Origin of the sequence: Paenibacillus sp. FSL R10-2796 (assembly GCF_037965315.1) — a bacterium.
In the GTDB taxonomy this organism is placed as follows: domain Bacteria; phylum Bacillota; class Bacilli; order Paenibacillales; family Paenibacillaceae; genus Paenibacillus_AQ; species Paenibacillus_AQ odorifer.
Genome location: NZ_CP150178.1, coordinates 5,640,905 through 5,659,703, shown reverse-complemented (window position 1 = coordinate 5,659,703; position 18,799 = coordinate 5,640,905). Strand labels below are relative to the sequence as shown.

Genomic DNA, 18,799 nt, shown 5'->3' with positions numbered 1-18,799 from the left:
GGATTCTATAGTAATTCCGACTATTCCGATGTATAATCACATAAAACATAATAGATGCGTTGGGGGAGATGAAAACATGGCAAAACAAAAGGTGTTGTCGATCAAGACGATTGTAGCGATTGGTATTGGTTCTGCTTTATTCGTTATATTGGGGAGATTCGGCTCGATTCCTTCGGGTATTCCAAACACTAACATCGAGACTACATACGCATTACTGGCATTGTTCTCCCTATTGTACGGCCCGTTTGCCGGATTATTTATAGGCCTGATCGGGCATACCCTGAAGGATACGATATCTTATGGATCGCCATGGTTCAGTTGGGTCATATCATCAGGAATTGTAGGGCTGGTTATTGGCTTGTTAGTAGCTAGAATCGCTATTCATGACGGGGAATTCGGACGGAAGGAAATAATACGCTTTAATTTGGCTCAGATTGCAGCGAATGCTGTAGCTTGGTTCCTTGTAGCCCCAGTGTTGGATATTCTGATCTATGCAGAACCCGCTAATAAAGTATTTACGCAAGGACTGACCGCAGGTGCATTAAATATAGCTTCGGTGGCAGTGATCGGATCTTTACTAGCCATTGCGTATGCTAAGACAAGAACGAAACAGGGCAGCTTGACTAGAGAAGCTTGAGTGGAATACATATCCAAGCTAAAAAGCCGGTGGAAATCACCGGCTTTTTTCTCTTCACATTAACCCAGAGGAAGGTCTCAGATGAAAAAAGTAATGATTGAATTTAAGGATTTCAGCTTTCAATATCGGGCGCAGCAGGAACCCACACTACAGGGGATTAACTTAACGATTGTTGAAGGGGAGAAGGTGCTTATCGTGGGACCCTCAGGTTCTGGGAAAAGTACACTGGCTCATTGCATTAATGGTCTCATCCCTTTTGCTTACAGAGGGGAAATATCAGGTTCATTACGGGTTATAGGCCAGGAGCAGAAGGATCTGAGTATCGCAGAGCTGTCCAATCAGGTAGGTACCGTATTGCAGGACCCGGATGGACAATTTGTAGGATTAACGGTTGGTGAGGATATCGCCTTCAGTCTAGAGAACCATGTGGTTCAGCAGACAGAAATGAAGAGCAAAGTGGCGGCTGCCGCAAGAGCGGTGGATATCCACGACTTTCTGGCCTCTTCTCCTCAGGAGTTATCGGGTGGACAAAAGCAAAAAACGTCCTTGGCAGGTGTACTGGTAGGTGATGTGGACATCCTGCTCTTTGATGAACCGCTGGCAAGCTTAGATCCTTATACCGGTACAAAAGCGATTGAGCTTATTGATCGAGTGCATAAAGAGACAGGTAAAACCGTTATTATGATCGAGCATCGTCTTGAAGAGGTGCTGCATCGGGCGGTGGATCGTATTATTGTGATCCATGAAGGACGTATTGCGGCGGATATGCCGGCTGCAGAGCTGTTGAGCACAACGTTGCTTTCAGAAGTTGGCATTCGGGAACCTCTCTATTTAACGGCTTTGAAGTATGCCGGATGTTCGATTACAGCAAATATGAATCCGCAGCATGTGAACGATATTCAGTTGGAGGCGTGTTCTAATAAACTTAAGATCTGGTATGAGTGCAATCAGTCGCGCCAGGATAAGCTGGAGAGCCCACCCATCCTTGAACTGCAAGATATTTCTTTTGGATACGAAAAAAATCAGCAGGTGCTGGATAAGCTCAATCTCTGTATTCATAAAGGAGAGATGGTCTGTATAGCGGGGCGAAATGGGGCTGGGAAATCTACAGTTTCTAAGCTGATTTGTGGCTTCTATAAACCTACTTCCGGATCAATACGGATGCATGGGCGTGATATTGCTCAGGACACGATTAAGGAGCGGGCAGAGCGGATTGGTTTTGTTATGCAAAATCCCAATCATATGATTTCTAAGACACTTTTATATGATGAGGTTGCCCTAGGACTAAGACTCCGAGGTTGCCCTGAGGAGCTCGTTCGTGAACGCGTCCATCAAGTCTTGAAGGTGTGCGGACTTTATGTTTTTCGCAGCTGGCCGATCTCGGCGCTCAGTTACGGCCAAAAGAAACGGGTCACGATTGCCGCCATTCTGGTACTGGAGCCGGAAGTGATCATTTTGGATGAACCGACTGCTGCTCAGGATTACAGGCATTATAACGAAATGATGGAGTTTCTCTTGACGCTGCGGGGGCAGGGGATGACGGTCATTATGATTACGCATGATATGCACTTGATGCTGGAATATGCCGATAGAGCTATAGTGTTAGCTGATGGCGTGAAGCTTGCGGATGATAGCCCTGAGCGAATATTAACGAATACTGATGTGGTGAAAAAAGCGAACTTGAAAGATACCTCGCTTTTTGCCCTAGCTATAAAAGCTGGATTGAAACAACCGGAGGAGTTCGTTAGAAGGTTTATTGCGTATGATAGGAGGAGCCGAGGCGGATGAAGGCCAAAATGTTAACTTTTACGAAGCAGGATTCACCTATTCACCGTCTTACCGGCGCTACGAAGTTGATTTTATTTGTAGTGTGGTCTGTGACGGGGATGATTACATATGATACAAGATGTCTAATTGTGATGCTGTTATTTAGTTTGCTTGCCTTTAGAATTTCCAAAGTTCAATTTCAGGATTATGCTTTCGTATTATATTTTATTTTGATTTTCTTTTTGCTTAATCATATAGCTATCTTTATTTTTTCTCCTTTGGAGGGCGTACGTGTTTACGGGACACGTCATGATATTATGCATATTGCAGGCCGGTATACGGTAACTTGGGAGCAGCTATTTTATCAATTCAATATTGCCCTGAAATATGCGGTGGTCATTCCTATGGCATTATTATTTCTTCTAACGACCAATCCCAGTGAATTTGCAGCATCCTTAAATAGAGTTGGAGTGAACTATAAAATTGCATATTCTGTATCGCTGGCACTGCGGTACATTCCGGATATTCAACGAGATTATGAGAATATATCGTTTTCTGCTCAAGCAAGGGGAATAGATATTTCTAGAAAAGAAAAGCTGCCTAAGCGGCTAAAAAATATCATTTCGATTCTGATGCCCCTAATTCTGACTAGTATCGAGCGGATTGAAAATATCAGTACCGCTATGGAGCTGCGCGGCTTTGGCACTGAGACCAAACGAACTTGGTATAGCCGTCGCCCGTTCACGAGAGACGATTATTTTGCATTGGCTTTGTTTGCGCTGATTGGAATTTTCTCGACGGTGATCACTTTTTACGACGGTTCGCGGTTTTATAATATTTTCGATTGAAGTATAATAGTACAGTTGTGGAAAACTGGGATTATAATAAACGGCACCTTTTTGTTAAGACTGAAGATGTTTCTCCAGTTTTGACCATATAGGCAGGTAGCATAATGGCAGTGCTAGAAGTGAGCAGACTACGTTGAAAATGGTCTGGGCGTGGGCGATTTGTGAAGCAGGGCCTCCACCAATCCATGCAGCACTTGCTTGTAGCAGCCCGATCATGGGCAAGAATAATAGTGCACCACCTACATTAAGCGCAACATGGGACCAAGCGACGAAGACGCCGGATGGCGTGCCGCCGATGGAAGCGATGACCGCTGTAACACAGGTGCCCACGTTGGCGCCCAGCACAATGGCTATACCTAGCTCAGGCGGCATGGCACCCGAGGCGGCAATGCTCATAGCCATAGCTATGACAGCAGCGCTGCTATGGAGCATGGCTGTTAGGCACGCTCCAGCGGCGAGCCCCCATAAGGCACTAGTAGCGGCATGGTTTATGAACCAGAGGAATAAGCCACTTTCCTGAAGTATTCCGCCGATAGACTGCATGACAGCGATGCCCCATAGGACGAGGGAGAAGCCTGATACAGCCAGACTGATAAATTGCAGCGGCGGGGATATTTTGTGGCAGAGCTCTGCCACTCGCGATGTAGGCGGCAGTTCGCCTGCAATAACTGCCGCTGCCCACAGACTGAGCGAGGCTGCCAGCAAGGGCGTGGCCATGGTATTGATCTGAAGTCCGATCAATTCTGTAGTTAATGTGGTGCCGATGTTGCTGCCCAGGATAATGCCAAGTGTGCGGGCATAGGTAAGCAGGCCGGCATTGACCATGCCGATAGTCAACACCGTTACAGCAGTACTGCTCTGGAGTAAGGCGGACAACAGGCTGCTGGCAATCATTCCTTTAATAGGTGTTGAGGTAGCTCTATTTAGGCTTGTAGTTAATAGAGGGCCTGCTAGCTTGGACAACGCCGTTTCCATCAGCTTCATGCCGGCTAGAAAGATAACAAGACCATATATGATAGGGAACAGCAAATCACTGAACATAGGGCATACTCCTTTGGACGAGGGTTGTACACCAATATATGAATGTATTGCATGGGACATGTATAAAAACATTTTTAGAAAAACAGGGAGTTGAAGTCATTGCCATCGGTTATTTTAGAACGCAATCGCAAAAAAAGACTGGAACAGGGCCATCCATGGGTCTATGCAGGTGAAGTCGCATCGGTAGAAGGGAATCCGGAAGCGGGGGGATTAGTAGATGTCCTTAATCATCAGGGCCGATTTTTGGCCGTGGGATATTACAATCCAGCGTCACAGATTCGGGTAAGAATTGTATCGCAGGGACCCCTTGCGATCATGGATACAGCCTTTTTTGCAGAACGGTTTGCGAATTGTCTGCAACACAGAAACCGGTTCCTTCCGGGTGCGGATGCTTATCGCTTGGTTTATGGTGAAGCGGACTTTTTGCCGGGGCTTATTGTAGATCGATTCGGAGATATTTTGGTTGTGCAGCTGCTTACCCTCGGAATGGACAAGCGGCGTGCAGAAATCGTCGAAGCATTGGTGCAGGTTATGGCACCGCGCGGAATCTATGAGCGCAGTGATGTTAGTGTGCGCGAGCTTGAAGGTATGGAGCAGACAACGGGTGTGCTGTACGGGGAATGTCCAAGGCATGTAACCGTGAGCGAGAATGGCCTGAAGCTGGTCGTTGATATTGAAGAGGGCCAGAAGACAGGTTACTTCTTTGACCAACGTGAGAATAGAGCTTCCATTGCTCCGCTCATGAAAGGGTGGGGAGGACGAAGCGGCATTACGCTACAGGAAATTGAAACTGAGGATGGTTCACTACAGACCTTACCAGTTAATAAGAGCGGCAAACATGTAACGTTCCCTTATTGGGACGGTGCGACAGTGCTGGAATGCTTCTCGCATACGGGCAGCTTCACGCTGCATGCCTGCAAGTATGGCGCGAAAAAAGTAACCTGCCTTGATGTTTCAGCACACGCCATTGAGAGTGCCAAAGTGAATGTGGAGCTGAACGGCTTTAGCGATCGTGTTGAATTCGTAGTGGATGATGCTTTTGCATATCTACGGAATCAGGTTAAAGGACTAGAGGAACGTTCTGAACGGGCGACAGTTGCAAGTGGAACAGAGACGGCAGCAGCTGCTGCAAATCCTAAAACCGGAGGCAAAACAGCCAAAACCGACACATCCAAGCCGATGACAGCAGGTGGAGGAAGAACTTGGGATGTAGTCATCCTGGACCCTCCGGCGTTTGCCAAAACCAAAAGTGCAGTAGCTGGCGCTTGTCGTGGTTACAAGGATATCAATCTGCACGGGATGAAGCTGGTGAACGAAGGCGGCTATTTGGTTACCGCAAGCTGTTCTTACCATATGCAGCCAGATCTGTTCCTCGAAACGATTGCCGATGCGGCTAAAGATGCTGGCAAGGTGCTGAGACTTGTGGAATGGCGGGCCGCAGGCAAAGACCACCCACAAATACTTGGCGTTAACGAAGGACACTATCTGAAGTTTGCGATTTTTGAAGTGCGGAGTAAAAAATAAGCCTGAAGGTCAAAAAGGTTTACAGTGCCAAGTAACAAGTAGGATAAACGGGCTGGACGTAGGGTGGCCGTGAGTCGACTGTAATGCAAGGAGTTGCTAACGGACTCAGATGACTCTATTTAGCGTAAACAGCCCATTATTGAATTCTTACGGACCCTAAAGGCGCTATTGCCCCAATAACACCCGTAATGCAGCACATTTTCGAAGAATAGCGTCAGTGGGGTCCGAAAAGTTGCCATAACAGCACTGAATCCACGAATAACGGCTCCTGGGTCCCTAAGTAATTAATGAAACAAGCCTAGCCGAAATGTTGAGTGTTAAATTCGGAATACTAAATAGTAAACAACGAATGATGCTTATTGAATTATGATATGCGGAATGCGGATTACAAAACGATCGGCGTAGAGTGCTAATGTTGAGTATTGAACACTGAACGCCAACAGTCTAACATTGACCCTATGCTCCGACATTGGCAGCTCCTATCTAACGTTGCACAACTGGCATTAAAAACAAACTAAACACTCTAAAAAGCAAGCCGCCAAAATCCGGAGGTTTGCTTTTTTTATTTGTACTCATAGCTGTTTATCCTTTGTAAAACATTAGAAAATACTAGCAAACACATGTTCCGATTAGTGTGGTTATGATATACTGAGGGGACGAGGAATCACTGAACTTTTTTAATTGGAGTGTAATCAATGGGTGGATATTTCACCCTGTATTCTATATATTTTCTCCGCTACGGAAGGAGTCTATCATTTATGCCGGTAACCTTTTTACTAGGCCGCTCGGGCAGTGGCAAGACAACAAAAATATGGGAATCTATCTCTTCTTCCTTAGAAAAGGAACCGCTTGGTGCGCCGATTATTATTCTTGTGCCAGAGCAAGGTTCTTTTGGAGCAGAACGGGGGCTTCTGACCGTAGGGAATGTGAAGGGAAGCCTTCGGGCGCAGACACTGAGTTTTTCGCGGCTTGCCTATCGTGTGAAGCAGGAAACTGGTGGCAGTGCAAGTCTGCCAATCAGTGAAGAAGGTAAGAAAATGTTAATTTACAAAATCATCAGTCGCCGCAAAGAGGAACTGAAATTATTCGGTGCCTCAGCAGACAGACCGGGTTTTGTGGAACGTCTGAACCAACTGCACACGGAGATGAAACGTTGCTGTTTGGGTTCCACTGATTTAGAGGAACAGCTGTCCGCTATGCGAGGAGCTATTGCAAGAAGTCCTATTCTTGAGGGTAAGCTGGATGATTTGCAGCTGGTATTTAGCGATTTAGAGAAGGAAATGTCCCGTCTTTATATCGATGAAGAGGATCGTTTAGCAGAACTGGCTGAGCATATTCCAGATTCCTCCTACATTCGCGGGGCAGAGATTTGGGTAGATGGGTTCCATGGATTTACTCCGCAGGAATTCGTAGTGCTTCGAGAATTGATGCAGCAAGCTTCGAGGCTGACGGTTTCGCTTACAATTGATCGTCCTTACCCCTATGGAGATCAGTTGAATGAGCTTGAATTGTTTCACCCAACTGCGGTTACTTACATTAAACTGCGAGGAATTGCTGAAGAGCTGGGCATTGATGTATGGGACGAGCTGTTGGAGCCAACGGTTCTTCCGCGTTTTGAGGAAAGTCCAGTACTTGCTCACCTTGAACGGGGATATGATCGCCGGAAGGCTTGGATAGGTGCGGATGAACTGGCAAGAGAGGCTATATCCATAGGCGCCGCAGTTTCGCACAGAGCAGAGGTTGAGGGAGCCCTGCGCGAAATGACTAGACTGGCGCGGGATGAAGGTGCAAAATATGGCGAAATGGCCGTATTGATGCGCAATATTGGCGATTACGAGCAGCTGGTTCAGCCGTTGTTCCAAGATTATGGAGTGCCATTTTTTCTGGACCAGAAGGTGAATGAGCTGCATCATCCGCTAGTGGAGTTTATACGTTCCGCATTGGATGTAGTGCGTCGTCGCTGGCGTTATGAGGATGTATTCCGTTGCGTAAAGACGGAGCTTCTGCTTCCGCTAGACGGTAGTATTACGCGTGAAGATATGGATGCTTTAGAAAACTATGTGCTGGCTTGTGGGATTCAGGGGTTCCGCTGGACAGATGGCCGCTCCTGGAAAGGTATTCCTAGCTTGTCGCTGGAAGGCGGCAGACAGATGGATGATGAACTGCTTGCTACTATGGAACGATGCCGTGCTAGTATAACAGGTCCATTATTTGCTTTTGAGAAACGAATCCAGAAAAGCCGAAGCGGCCTTGAACTATGTACGGCAATGTACAAGCTGCTTGAAGAGACGGATGTTGCACGAAAGCTGGAGAAACTCAGTGTTAAGTCTATGGAGAAGGGCCAACCCGAGAAGGCTAGGGAACATAGCCAGTTGTGGGGTGCGGTACTTGATCTGTTAGATCAGATAGTAGAAATGATGGGCAATGAAAGACTTGAGTTTGAAGTGTTCACTGGAGTTCTAGAGACAGGTCTTGCTGAACTTAAAATGGGACTAGTTCCGCCCGCACTGGATCAAGTATTGGTCGGCAATATGGATCGGACTCGCCCAACGGGGGTTAAATACGCTTTTTTGCTTGGATTTAATGAAGGTGTTGTGCCTGCGCAGTTTAAGGAAGATGGAATTCTCTCGGAAGGTGAACGCTCCGTACTAGAGAATGCTGGAATGGAGCTTGCTCCCGGCGCTTCTCGTAAACTGCTGGACGAGCGGTTTCTGATCTATAATGCACTAACGACAGGAAGCCGAAAGCTCTGGATTAGCTACGCTACAGCGGATGATGAGGGCAAAGCTCTCCTTCCCTCTGAGGTTATCCGGCATTTGCATAGAATGTTCCCAAGGGTTCAAGAGCACAGCTTGTCAGCACTTCCCCCTTCGGGACTACCTATAGAAGTCGGAAATCCTATCCATCTCGGTTTCATTGGTCAACCAGAACAGAGTCTTCGCGCATTGATTATGCAGCTGCGGCAGTGGCGCCAAGGAACAGAAATTCCGGAGCTATGGTGGGATGTGTATAACTGGTTTACTAAGAACGAAGATCGTAAATTTCAACTGGAACGTTTGCTAAGTTCACTGTTCTATCGTAATGAGGGAACGAAGCTAAAGCGTGGCACAAGCCTCAGATTGTATGGTGGCTCAACACTGCGGGGCAGTGTGTCCCGGATGGAGAAATTTGTTGCGTGCTCATTTTCCCATTTTGCGTCCTACGGACTAAGACTGAAAGAGCGCCAGTTATATAAGCTGCAAGCACCTGATATTGGACAGCTGTTCCATGCTGCGTTAAGTGATATGGCGATAAGACTGAAACAAGAGGGACGGGGCTGGGGCAGCTTGTCTCCGGATGAATGTCGGCGTGAGGCCAGTGAGACAGTAGAACGGCTATCTCCGATGTTGCAGGGTGAAATTCTAATGAGCTCCAAACGTTACGGGTACATCTCCCGTAAGCTTAAGAATATTGTTGGACGTGCTTCTGTGATTCTGGGCGAGCACGCCCGCCGGGGCAGCTTTGAGCCAGTAGGGCTGGAGCTGGATTTTGGACCGGATAAGGAGTTGCCGCCTTTAAGAATTACGCTGCCGAATGGCTGTGTGATGGAGGTCGTTGGCCGGATTGACCGTGTAGACATGGCTCGTGGAGAGAACGGAATTCTTCTGCGGGTAATTGATTATAAATCGAGCCAAAAGGATCTCAAGCTGCATGAGGTGTATTATGGATTGTCGCTGCAAATGCTGACTTATTTGGATGTGCTGCTGACATATTCGGAGCAATGGCTGGGGCAGCCGGCACTTCCAGCAGGCACACTTTATTTCCATGTGCATGATCCGTTGTTAACTTCATCCAACGGGATGAACAAGGAACAGGCTGAGCAAGAGCTGTTGAAACGCTTCAAGATGAAAGGACTGCTTACAGCAGATCGTGAGGTTGTCTCCCTGATGGATACGACTTTAGACAAAGGGTATTCTTCTATCGTGCCTGTAGCAGTAAAAGCTGACGGCAGCTTTTATAGCAGTGCCTCAGTAGCTACACCAGAGCAGTGGGGCCATCTATTATCCTCCGTTAGAGGGACGATCTCGGATATCGGGACACGGATAACAGAGGGTGATGTGGCGATTGAGCCGTACCGAATTGGGCAGGAGACCGCCTGCACATTCTGTTCCTTTAGACCTGTCTGCCAGTTCGATGAAGCTGTGGAAGGTAACAGCTATAACAATCTGGGTAAGCCAGGGAAGGATGTTATATGGGATCTGCTGTCCCGCAAAGGAGGAACTACACCTTGAGTATGAAGGCTGAAATAGAAGCGAAACCGGAAGGAAGTATATGGAGTGATGACCAGTGGCGCGCCATTGCGGAGAGCGGTGATGACATCCTCGTTGCTGCGGCAGCAGGTTCCGGCAAGACGGCGGTGCTGGTAGAACGGATTATTCGAAAGATCAGTAAGGAAGAGAACGGCTTCAGTGTAGACAGGCTACTAGTAGCCACGTTTACCAAAGCTGCGGCTGCCGAAATGCGGCAGCGGATCAGGGAAGCCCTTGATCGGGAGCTGGAGGAGAACGGGGAGAACGACCATTTGCGCCGTCAGCTATCCCTGCTGGGCAAAGCTTCGATTACAACGTTGCACTCCTTCTGTCTGGAAGTGATCCGGCGTTATTATCAAATGATTCCGATTGATCCGGGTTTCCGCATATTAAATGAGCATGAAGCGGAGATGATGCGGCAGGAGCTGCTCGAAGAGTTGCTGGAGGAAAAGTACGGTGAGGTAGGTGCGGATGGCGAGGACAGCATATTTGTGCAGCTCGCTGATTGGTTCAGTGGTGAACGCAGTGATGATGCAGTGCATGCGCTCATACAGCGATTGCATGATTACGCCCGCAGCCATCCTTGGCCAGCGCAATGGCTCCGTGATACTGCAGCTGATTTCTCATTGCCAGACACCGAAAGTCTGGGTGGAACGCCATGGGTGCTGAGCATTCTTGAAGAAGCGAAGCTGACACTTGCGGGTGCAGCCAGTCAGCTGATGCAAGGCCGGGAGATTGCACTACAACCGGGTGGTCCGGCACCCTATGCTGAGAATTTAACCACTGATCTTGAGATGGTAAATGCACTGCAGGATGCCGTAAACGAACGACCTTGGGCAGAATTATATGATATTTTTATGGAAGTATATTTTGGAAAATTAAAGGCTTGTAAGAAGGATTCGACAGATCCTGGACTGCAGGAGATGGTGAAGGAACTGCGCGACAGTGTGAAGAAGAGTATTTTAGATCTTCAGAAAGCATTGTTTGGCCGTCCGCCTGAGGTTTTTTTGAAAGAGCTGAACGAAGCGGCTCCACTGATGGCAGAGCTTGCAGAGACAGTGATAGCATTCGGTGAACGTTATAGAATTGAAAAAGCAGGAAGAGGTCTAGTCGACTTCAGTGATTTGGAGCATTATTGTCTGCAAATTCTACGCCATCCGGACTCTACGCCCGGTCATTCCCTGCCTTCTGATGCAGCTATGGAATACCGTGCTCAATTCGATGAGGTTCTGCTGGATGAGTATCAGGATACGAATAGTGTGCAAGAGGAGATTGTGCGGCTAATATCCCGTGAAACACCCGGTAACCGGTTTATGGTCGGAGATATGAAGCAAAGTATCTATCGATTCCGTCTGGCGGAGCCGGGGCTATTCCTGGATAAATACCGCAGCTTTGGCTCACACCCAATCGATGATCCATCTGAAATTACTAATGAATCGTCTAGCGGTTCGGTTATCGATCTGGCCCGTAATTTTCGCAGTCGCATGGAGGTTGTGAATGCCGTTAATATGATCTTCCGGCAGATTATGAATGAGACGGTAGTGGAGATTAATTATGACGAACGCGCTGAGCTTGTTTACGGAGCGAATTTCCCAGGTGCAGCAGAGAAGGGTCCCGATACCTTTTTTGCACCGGAGTTATTATTGATAGATCGTGGTTCAACAGCAGGGAAGTCAGAAGAGACTTCTGAAGACGGTGAGGCGCTACTTCAGGAGAGTGAAGCCATTGAGAGCGAGACGGCGCAGCTGGAAGCACGGGCAATTGCCCGGCGTATTTCACAAATGACGGGGATGACCGGTGGATCGCCGCTGCTTATCTACGATAAAGGACTCAAGATTATGCGCCCGGTTATTTACGGTGATATCGTAATCCTGCTTCGCTCGGCAAGAATCTGGACCCCTCTAATCATCGAAGAGCTTCGGATGGAAGGAATCCCTGCTTATGGTGATCTGAATAAAGGTTATTTTGAAGCTACAGAAGTGGAAATTGCACTTTCCCTCTTAAAAATAGTTGATAATCCTCAGCAGGACATTCCGCTGGCTGGCGTACTTCGTTCACCTGTGGTCGGATTAACGGAAGAAGAATTGGCTACGGTGCGTATGTGTAGTCAGGGTCCTTATTTTCAAGCAGTACAGATGGCGGTGGAGATGCAAGATGCAAAAGAGGCTGAAGAAGAGTATGACCTCTTCTCGGCTCATGTGATTGAATCCGCAAGCACCGTCGAGAATAATGTTTTACCTGATAAAGATCTGCCGCAGATCAGTCCAGAACTGAAGCGCAAGCTTAGACATTTCCTAGAACAGCTGGAAAGCTGGAGAAATGCGGCTAGACAAGGTAGTCTCAGTGAGCTGATCTGGCGTATCTATGGGGAGAGCGGCTATCTGGAATGGGTTGGAGGACTGCCTGGAGGCTCGCAGCGCCAGAACAATCTTAAAGCTTTGTATGATCGGGCTGTGCAATTTGAGAATGACACCGCAGCGCGTGGATTGTTCCGTTTTCTGGTGTTCATTTCACGGCTTCGTGAGAACGGCGGAGATCTGGGTGTAGCTGGCGGTGGCGGTGAAGAAGGCAATGGCGTCAGAATCATGACCATCCATAAATCCAAAGGGCTGGAGTTCCCTGTTGTTTTTGTAGCCGGGATGGCAAAACAGTTCAATCGACAAGATTTGCATTCGCCATTTCTTATGCACAAAGAGCTTGGCTTTGGGCCGCGTTTTGTGGAACGGGAAACGCGAGTTAGCTACCCAACACTTCCTTATCTGGCTATTAACCGGCGTACACGGCTTGAATTATTAGCGGAGGAGATGCGTGTATTATATGTAGCGTTAACTCGTCCGAGAGATAAAATGATTCTAGTAGGCACTGTAAGAGATTTGCCGCGCAAAATCGCTAGCTGGAGCAGCGTACAGAACCGGGATGAGCTGCTGCTTGCAGATCATCTGCTGGCCCGAGGGCGCAGCTATTTGGACTGGGTCGGACCGGCATTGATCCGGCACCCTGCGGCGGCGATTCTTCGTAAGCTGGGCGGTTCAGAAGGTACCGTCTCCACGGTGCTGCACAACGATGTCTCCAACTGGAGCATCAGTGTGCAAAATGCTTCCGAACTTAATTCTGGGGCGTTTCTGCCAACGGATCAGACTGAGGAGAAGGTAGAGGAACGGCAAGCTGTACTCGAAGCACTGCATAAGGGTGAAGCTGTAAATATATATGGAACAGAGACTAGCGATGAAATTGCTAGAAGACTGGAATGGAATTACCCGTATGCGGCAGCCTCAGGTATTCCGGCTAAAACTTCTGTTACGGAGTTAAAAGCGTTGTTGTCGTTGCAGGAGCAGCCCTCTTTTGATCTGCTGGAAGAAGGCAATTCTACAACCTCAATAGAAAACGATAAACGTCCAAGTGTTGCAGGTGCGGACAGTCTTCATTTGCGGCGTCCGAAATTTATGGAAAAACGCAGTCTAACCCCAGCGGAACGCGGGACAGCATACCATACAGTCATGCAGCATATTCCGCTGGAGGGCCCGGTTGATCCTATGGTTGTGGAAGAAACCTTAGCCCGACTTCAGAGAGTGGCTATTCTAACTGCTGAGCAGGTGGAGGCTGTAGCTCCCGATCAGATAGAAGCTTTTTATACTAATGAACTGGGACGTAGATTAATAGCTTCTTCTTGGAAGCTTAGAGAAATGCCGTTCAGTTATATGGTTCCCGCAGGTGAGGCTTATCGAGGGCTCGATTATATGAATGAAGCCGTCTCGGAGCTTTCCCCTGAGAACAATAAGGAAGGCTTTAGTGAGGCTGTGCTAATTCAAGGGGTCATTGACTGCCTGTTCCGTGAAGAGGACCGGATTATTCTGCTAGACTATAAGACGGACTCTGTATTAGAACATCAGGGCGGCTTAGAGGCACTTAAGGAAAAATATCGTTTTCAGCTAGAGTTATACAGCAAGGCATTACATGATATTTTGGGAGAACCGATCAGCGAGATTTGGCTGTACTTTTTTGACGGCGATCATGCTGTGAAATTATAAATTATTCATTGCCGCATAGGAGCGGGGAAAGAGGACGAAGATGCGGATATTGCATACGGGGGATTGGCACTTGGGCCGTACGCTGGAGGGAAGAAGCCGCCAGAAGGAGCAAGAGCAGTTCATAGATGAATTGGTGGAGATCGCCGATTTTCATAAGGTGGATTTGATTATGATGGCGGGAGATGTGTACGATTCCGTTAATCCGCCAGCGGCTTCGGAGCAATTATTCTATGAGGCTGCTGCCAGGCTGACTTCAGGGGGCAGGCCCCTTGTGGTGATTGCCGGCAATCATGACCAACCGGAGCGCGTATCTTCAGTCTCCCCGCTTGTATTAAGGCAGGGGATTACCTTGGTAGGACTTCCAACCTCAGAGCCAGTGACAGTTCATGCTGCGCGGACAGGTGAGATTGCCAAAATCGCAGCCCTTCCCTATCCCTCTGAGGCACGTCTCGGTGAGTTGCTTGCTGGGGACAGCGGGGAAGAGGAGCTTCGACTAGCTTACAGCGCACGGGTAGGCAAACTTATGCAACTGTTGGGACGGGAATTTACGCCACAAACCGTGAATTTGGCGATGAGCCATATTTATGTGCTTGGAGGTGTAGAGAGTGATTCGGAACGCCCAATTCAGGTGGGCGGGGCTTACACTGTAGACCCTTCTGCTTTATCCTGTGGAGCGCAATATACTGCACTAGGCCATCTTCATCGCGCTCAGCGTGTAAAAGGGGAAGGGATGATCCGTTATAGCGGATCCCCGCTGGCATATAGCTTTTCGGAAGCAGGACAAGCCAAGTCGGTGACGCTGATTGATGTTGCGCCGGGCGGTGAGCCGACCTTCGAAGAAATCTATCTTCGCTGTGGGCGTCCACTTGTAAGATGGAGCTCTACGGGGGGATTGCAAGAGGTATATAACTGGTTGGATGAAGGTAGAGATGCTTCCGCTTTTATAGATTTGGAGATTCGGCTCAGTGAAGCTATGTCGATGAATGATATTCAGCGCCTGCGTAAATCACGTGAGGGGATCATTCATATTCGTCCGATTTATCCGCAAATGGAGCTGGAGCTCGAACAGATTTCCCGTTCACGTATGCCTGTACAAGAATTGTTCCGTAAATTCTATCAGCGCCAGACGGGCGGGGCGGAGCCGGAAGATCGTTTGATTGAGCTGTTCTTACAGCTAACCGAAGAAGAACGGCAGCAGCCGGAGGAAGGAGAGGAGAACTAAGGTGAAGCCTATTTTATTAAAAGTTGCAGGATTGCAGAGTTATAGAGAAATGCAGGAAATAGATTTTGAAAGTCTGTGTGAGACCGGGCTGTTTGGGATTTTTGGACCTACGGGCAGCGGCAAGTCCAGTTTGCTGGATGCTATTACTTTGGCGATGTACGGCAAAGTGGAGCGCGCCGTTAATGGAACACAGGGGATTATGAATCACTCTGAGGATTCACTCAGCGTGGCGTTTACCTTTGAGCTCACTTCTTCCGCTGGGGCACATCGTTATCGCGTTGAACGTAAGTTCAAGCGGACAGGTGAGCAAACAGTCAGTAACACCATTAGCCGTTTCATTGAAGTTACACCTGACGGGGATAACGTTATGGCGGATAAACTCGCAGATGTTACACGTTGTGTGGAAGAGCATATTGGGCTCAAGATGGATGACTTCACGCGAGCAGTTGTATTGCCGCAGGGGAAATTCGCCGAATTCTTATCGCTTCGGGGCGTAGACCGCCGACAAATGCTGCAGCGCCTGTTCCATTTGGAACAGTATGGCGATCAGCTTGCGTTGAAGCTTAGCCGACGGGTGAAGGAGAATGAGGCTGCGCTCCGCGCGCTCGAAGCGGAGCAGCAGGGGCTTGGCAGCGCAGGCAAAGAGGATGTAAAGGCAGCGGCGGAGCGCCTCGAACAAGCAGCCCAGCATGCTGCGGAATGCCGCCGCAAGCTGGAGGCGGCGCTGCAGGTCGCGGAGCGTTTCACGCGCATTCGCGAGCTGCAAGAGGAACGGACCCGCCGCGAATTGCAGCGGCAGGGACTGCTCTCCAAGGAGGATGAGATTCTCCTCCTTGAACGGAAGCTCGGCCAAGCTGACGAGGCCGAGGCTAGGCTTCCCGCGCTGAAAGCATGGCGAAGCGCGGAAGACGCCTTCAAGAGCCGATTGACCCGCGCGGAGGGTCAAGAGGTGCTGGCCGCCGCTGCCGAGCAGGAGGCGGCGCGTGCCTCTGCGGCCGCGGCTGCTGCGCAGGCCGCGCTTGCGGCGGAAGAGCCGGCCCTCCGGCAGGGGGCCGACACCTACCGCCGCGCGCTCGAGCTCGAGTCCGAGCTCGGCGCCCTGCGGCGCGAACTCGCGGCTCTGCGTGAGCGCCGCGAAGAGGCCTCCCGCAAGCTGACGGAGCTGCGGGAGGGAATGGCCCGGGAGCGTGAGCTTTTGGCCAAGGGCCAAAAGCGCCAGCAAGAGCTGCAGCAGAGCTTGCAGCCGCTCGGTGTCCGCTCCCAGGAGCGGCAGTCTCTGCAAGAAGCGATGCAGAGACTGCAAGGGCTGCACTCCGCCGAATCCCAGTGGGATAAGGCGGAGAAGGAGCGCCGCGAGCGTGCCGCTGCACTCGCGGCTGCGCAGGCGCGCCTCGCGGAGGCCGAGGGCCGTCGCGGGCAGCAGGAAGCTTCTCGCGGGCAGCTGATCCGCGAGGCGGCGATGCATCAAGAGAAGCTGCTGGCGACAGAAGAAGCTGCGTGCACCGCAGCAGAAAGTCTGGAGCAACATATCAGTTCTTTGGAAGCGGCCCTCAAGGGGCATGAGTTGCACAGACTGTCGCTTGGATTGGCTAAAGAATTGGAAGCAGGACAACCTTGCCCTGTATGTGGCAGCGAACACCACCCGGCCCCTGCTGTATTGCAGGATAACTTAGAGCAACAGGAACTGGAGATAAAGCTTCAACAGGCTCGGGTGTTGTCCAGACGTGCTTTGGAAGCACGCCATATGTTCCGTGGTCTGCGGGAGCAGGACCTGGTTTGGCTGGAGCAGGTGTTTGGTGATGGAGCTTTTGATACGGTAAATCATCCTGCAGCGGCAGGCTCAGAAGTCAGCACTGCCGAGGTTTCCTCTACCGATAAGTCCATTCCAGATGAAAAGGCTTTGGCAGAACTTGATGCTGCATTTTTAGCATTAAAAAGCCAGTCTGGAGAACTGCGCCGTACAGCGATACAGTGGCAGCAATCAATGCAGGAAGTTCAGCAGCTATGCCTCAAAGAAGCAGCGGGTGCCGAAGGTGAGCGAAGCTGGGTAGAAGGCCTAACCGCCAAAGCCGAGGAACTGAGTGGCCAACTAGCCGCATTGCGGCAGAACTGGGTACAGCAGTTCCCTGATTTGGCACCGGAAGAGGTAGAAAAAGCTTATCGTGAGCTGTTAGCCAAGGATGCTCAAGCTGAGGAAATTAGATCCCGACTGGAAATCAGTGTCAAGTTTCTGGATGAGAAAAGCGCTTCGGTGCAGAATCTTCAGGAGACCATCACCGGACTCGATAAAGAGCTTACTCAGTGGAATACACAGATGGAAGGCAAAGAAGAATTGCAGCGTGAAAAAGAACGGCGTCTTTTAGAGTGGACTAATGGCCGCGCTGCTGCCCCTCTTCTAGCAGAGTGTGAGCGTCGTCTGCAGGAATTGTTAGCAGCTGTGGAGACCAGCCAACGATTACATCTCACGGCAGCGGAAAAAGCGCAGCATGAGATCAAGGAGGCAGCGATTACCCGCCAGGCTGCAGAATCTGCTCGAGAGCATTATGTGACTTCAAGCCATCTGTGGGAGCAAAGCTTAACCTCTTCACCTTTTAGTTCCGCCGCTGAGGTTGAAGGAGCAGCTCTCGCACCTGAAGAGCGGGAAATTTCTTCTTCTCGGGTACGTGCCCATCGTGCTGAAGAAGCTGAAGTTTCATTGCAGCTGCGCAATATTGAAGAGAAGCTTGACGGAGCCAGCTTAAGTGAAGAGGAGTGGCAAGTTAGCCAGGAGAGCTTAAGCGTGTGTAAGTCAGAGGATGAAATGTCGCTGCAAGCAAGAGCGCGCGCAGAGCGAGATCTGGAGGATCTGCGGCATCGGCATATTCGCTGGATGGAGCTCGAAGCCCAGCGGCTAGAACATGCTTCTCTACAGGATCATTTGTCCAAATTGCAGACGGTTTTACGTGGAAATGCTTTTGTTGAGTATATTGCGGAGGAACAATTGATGCAGGTATGCCAGTCTGCTTCCCAGCGGCTTCGTTTCCTGAGCAAACAGCGTTATGCGCTGGAGGTTGATTCGGGTGGTGGCTTTGTAATCCGTGATGATGGAAACGGTGGTGTAAGAAGACCGGTCTCCACGCTTTCCGGCGGAGAGACGTTCTTAACTTCCTTGTCACTTGCACTTGCACTTTCGGCACAGATTCAGCTGCGGGGGCAGTATCCATTGCAATTTTTCTTTTTGGACGAAGGCTTTGGTACGCTGGATCCGGAATTGCTCGATACGGTAATCACCTCATTGGAAAGACTGCATAACGACCAACTGTCTGTCGGCATTATCAGCCATGTTCCAGAGCTTCGGGCACGACTGCCACGCAAGCTGGTAGTAGTACCTGCTGAGCAGGGTGGAGGGGGATCTCGGATCCTTTTGGAAAAAATGTGAAGATCTACAATGTGTGTGATTCTTA

General features: G+C 49.6%; 9 protein-coding genes. 8 read left to right on the top strand and 1 reads right to left on the bottom strand.

What is annotated here, in order from left to right:
- The first annotated feature begins 76 nt into the window (after window positions 1–76).
- From NST58_RS25370 to NST58_RS25360, 3 genes are all read left to right on the top strand, one after another.
- On the top strand, window positions 77–637 hold the full coding sequence (locus NST58_RS25370) for an ECF-type riboflavin transporter substrate-binding protein (RefSeq protein WP_076128974.1): 561 nt from the start codon (window positions 77–79) through the stop codon (window positions 635–637).
- Between the two features lie 81 nt (window positions 638–718).
- Window positions 719–2,425, top strand: coding sequence for an ABC transporter ATP-binding protein (locus tag NST58_RS25365; protein WP_339244530.1), 1,707 nt, complete (start codon window positions 719–721; stop codon window positions 2,423–2,425).
- Window positions 2,422–3,252, top strand: a complete 831-nt coding sequence (locus tag NST58_RS25360) for an energy-coupling factor transporter transmembrane component T (RefSeq protein WP_076128979.1) — start codon at window positions 2,422–2,424, stop codon at window positions 3,250–3,252. Before NST58_RS25365 ends, NST58_RS25360 begins: the two co-directional genes overlap by 4 nt.
- A gap of 54 nt (window positions 3,253–3,306) precedes the next feature.
- Here NST58_RS25360 and NST58_RS25355 read toward each other — a convergent pair whose 3' ends face one another.
- Window positions 3,307–4,293 (bottom strand): Na/Pi symporter, encoded by a 987-nt coding sequence (locus NST58_RS25355; protein WP_339244528.1) that lies wholly within the window; start codon window positions 4,291–4,293, stop codon window positions 3,307–3,309.
- Window positions 4,294–4,392: 99 nt separating this feature from the next.
- Between NST58_RS25355 and NST58_RS25350 the strand changes: the two genes are divergently transcribed.
- From NST58_RS25350 to NST58_RS25330, 5 genes are all read left to right on the top strand, one after another.
- Window positions 4,393–5,817, top strand: a complete 1,425-nt coding sequence (locus NST58_RS25350) for a class I SAM-dependent rRNA methyltransferase (protein WP_248549502.1) — start codon at window positions 4,393–4,395, stop codon at window positions 5,815–5,817.
- 758 nt (window positions 5,818–6,575) lie between these two features.
- Window positions 6,576–10,088: a helicase-exonuclease AddAB subunit AddB gene (gene addB, locus NST58_RS25345; protein WP_339244526.1), complete on the top strand. Its 3,513-nt coding sequence runs from the start codon at window positions 6,576–6,578 to the stop codon at window positions 10,086–10,088.
- Between the two features lie 2 nt (window positions 10,089–10,090).
- A complete protein-coding gene (gene addA, locus NST58_RS25340; RefSeq protein ID WP_339248800.1) occupies window positions 10,091–14,134 on the top strand; it encodes a helicase-exonuclease AddAB subunit AddA in 4,044 nt (1,347 codons plus the stop codon).
- Between the two features lie 40 nt (window positions 14,135–14,174).
- Window positions 14,175–15,356 (top strand): exonuclease SbcCD subunit D, encoded by a 1,182-nt coding sequence (locus NST58_RS25335; protein WP_076136581.1) that lies wholly within the window; start codon window positions 14,175–14,177, stop codon window positions 15,354–15,356.
- Between the two features lies 1 nt (window position 15,357).
- Window positions 15,358–18,774: an AAA family ATPase gene (locus tag NST58_RS25330; protein ID WP_339244525.1), complete on the top strand. Its 3,417-nt coding sequence runs from the start codon at window positions 15,358–15,360 to the stop codon at window positions 18,772–18,774.
- Window positions 18,775–18,799: the final 25 nt, after the last annotated feature.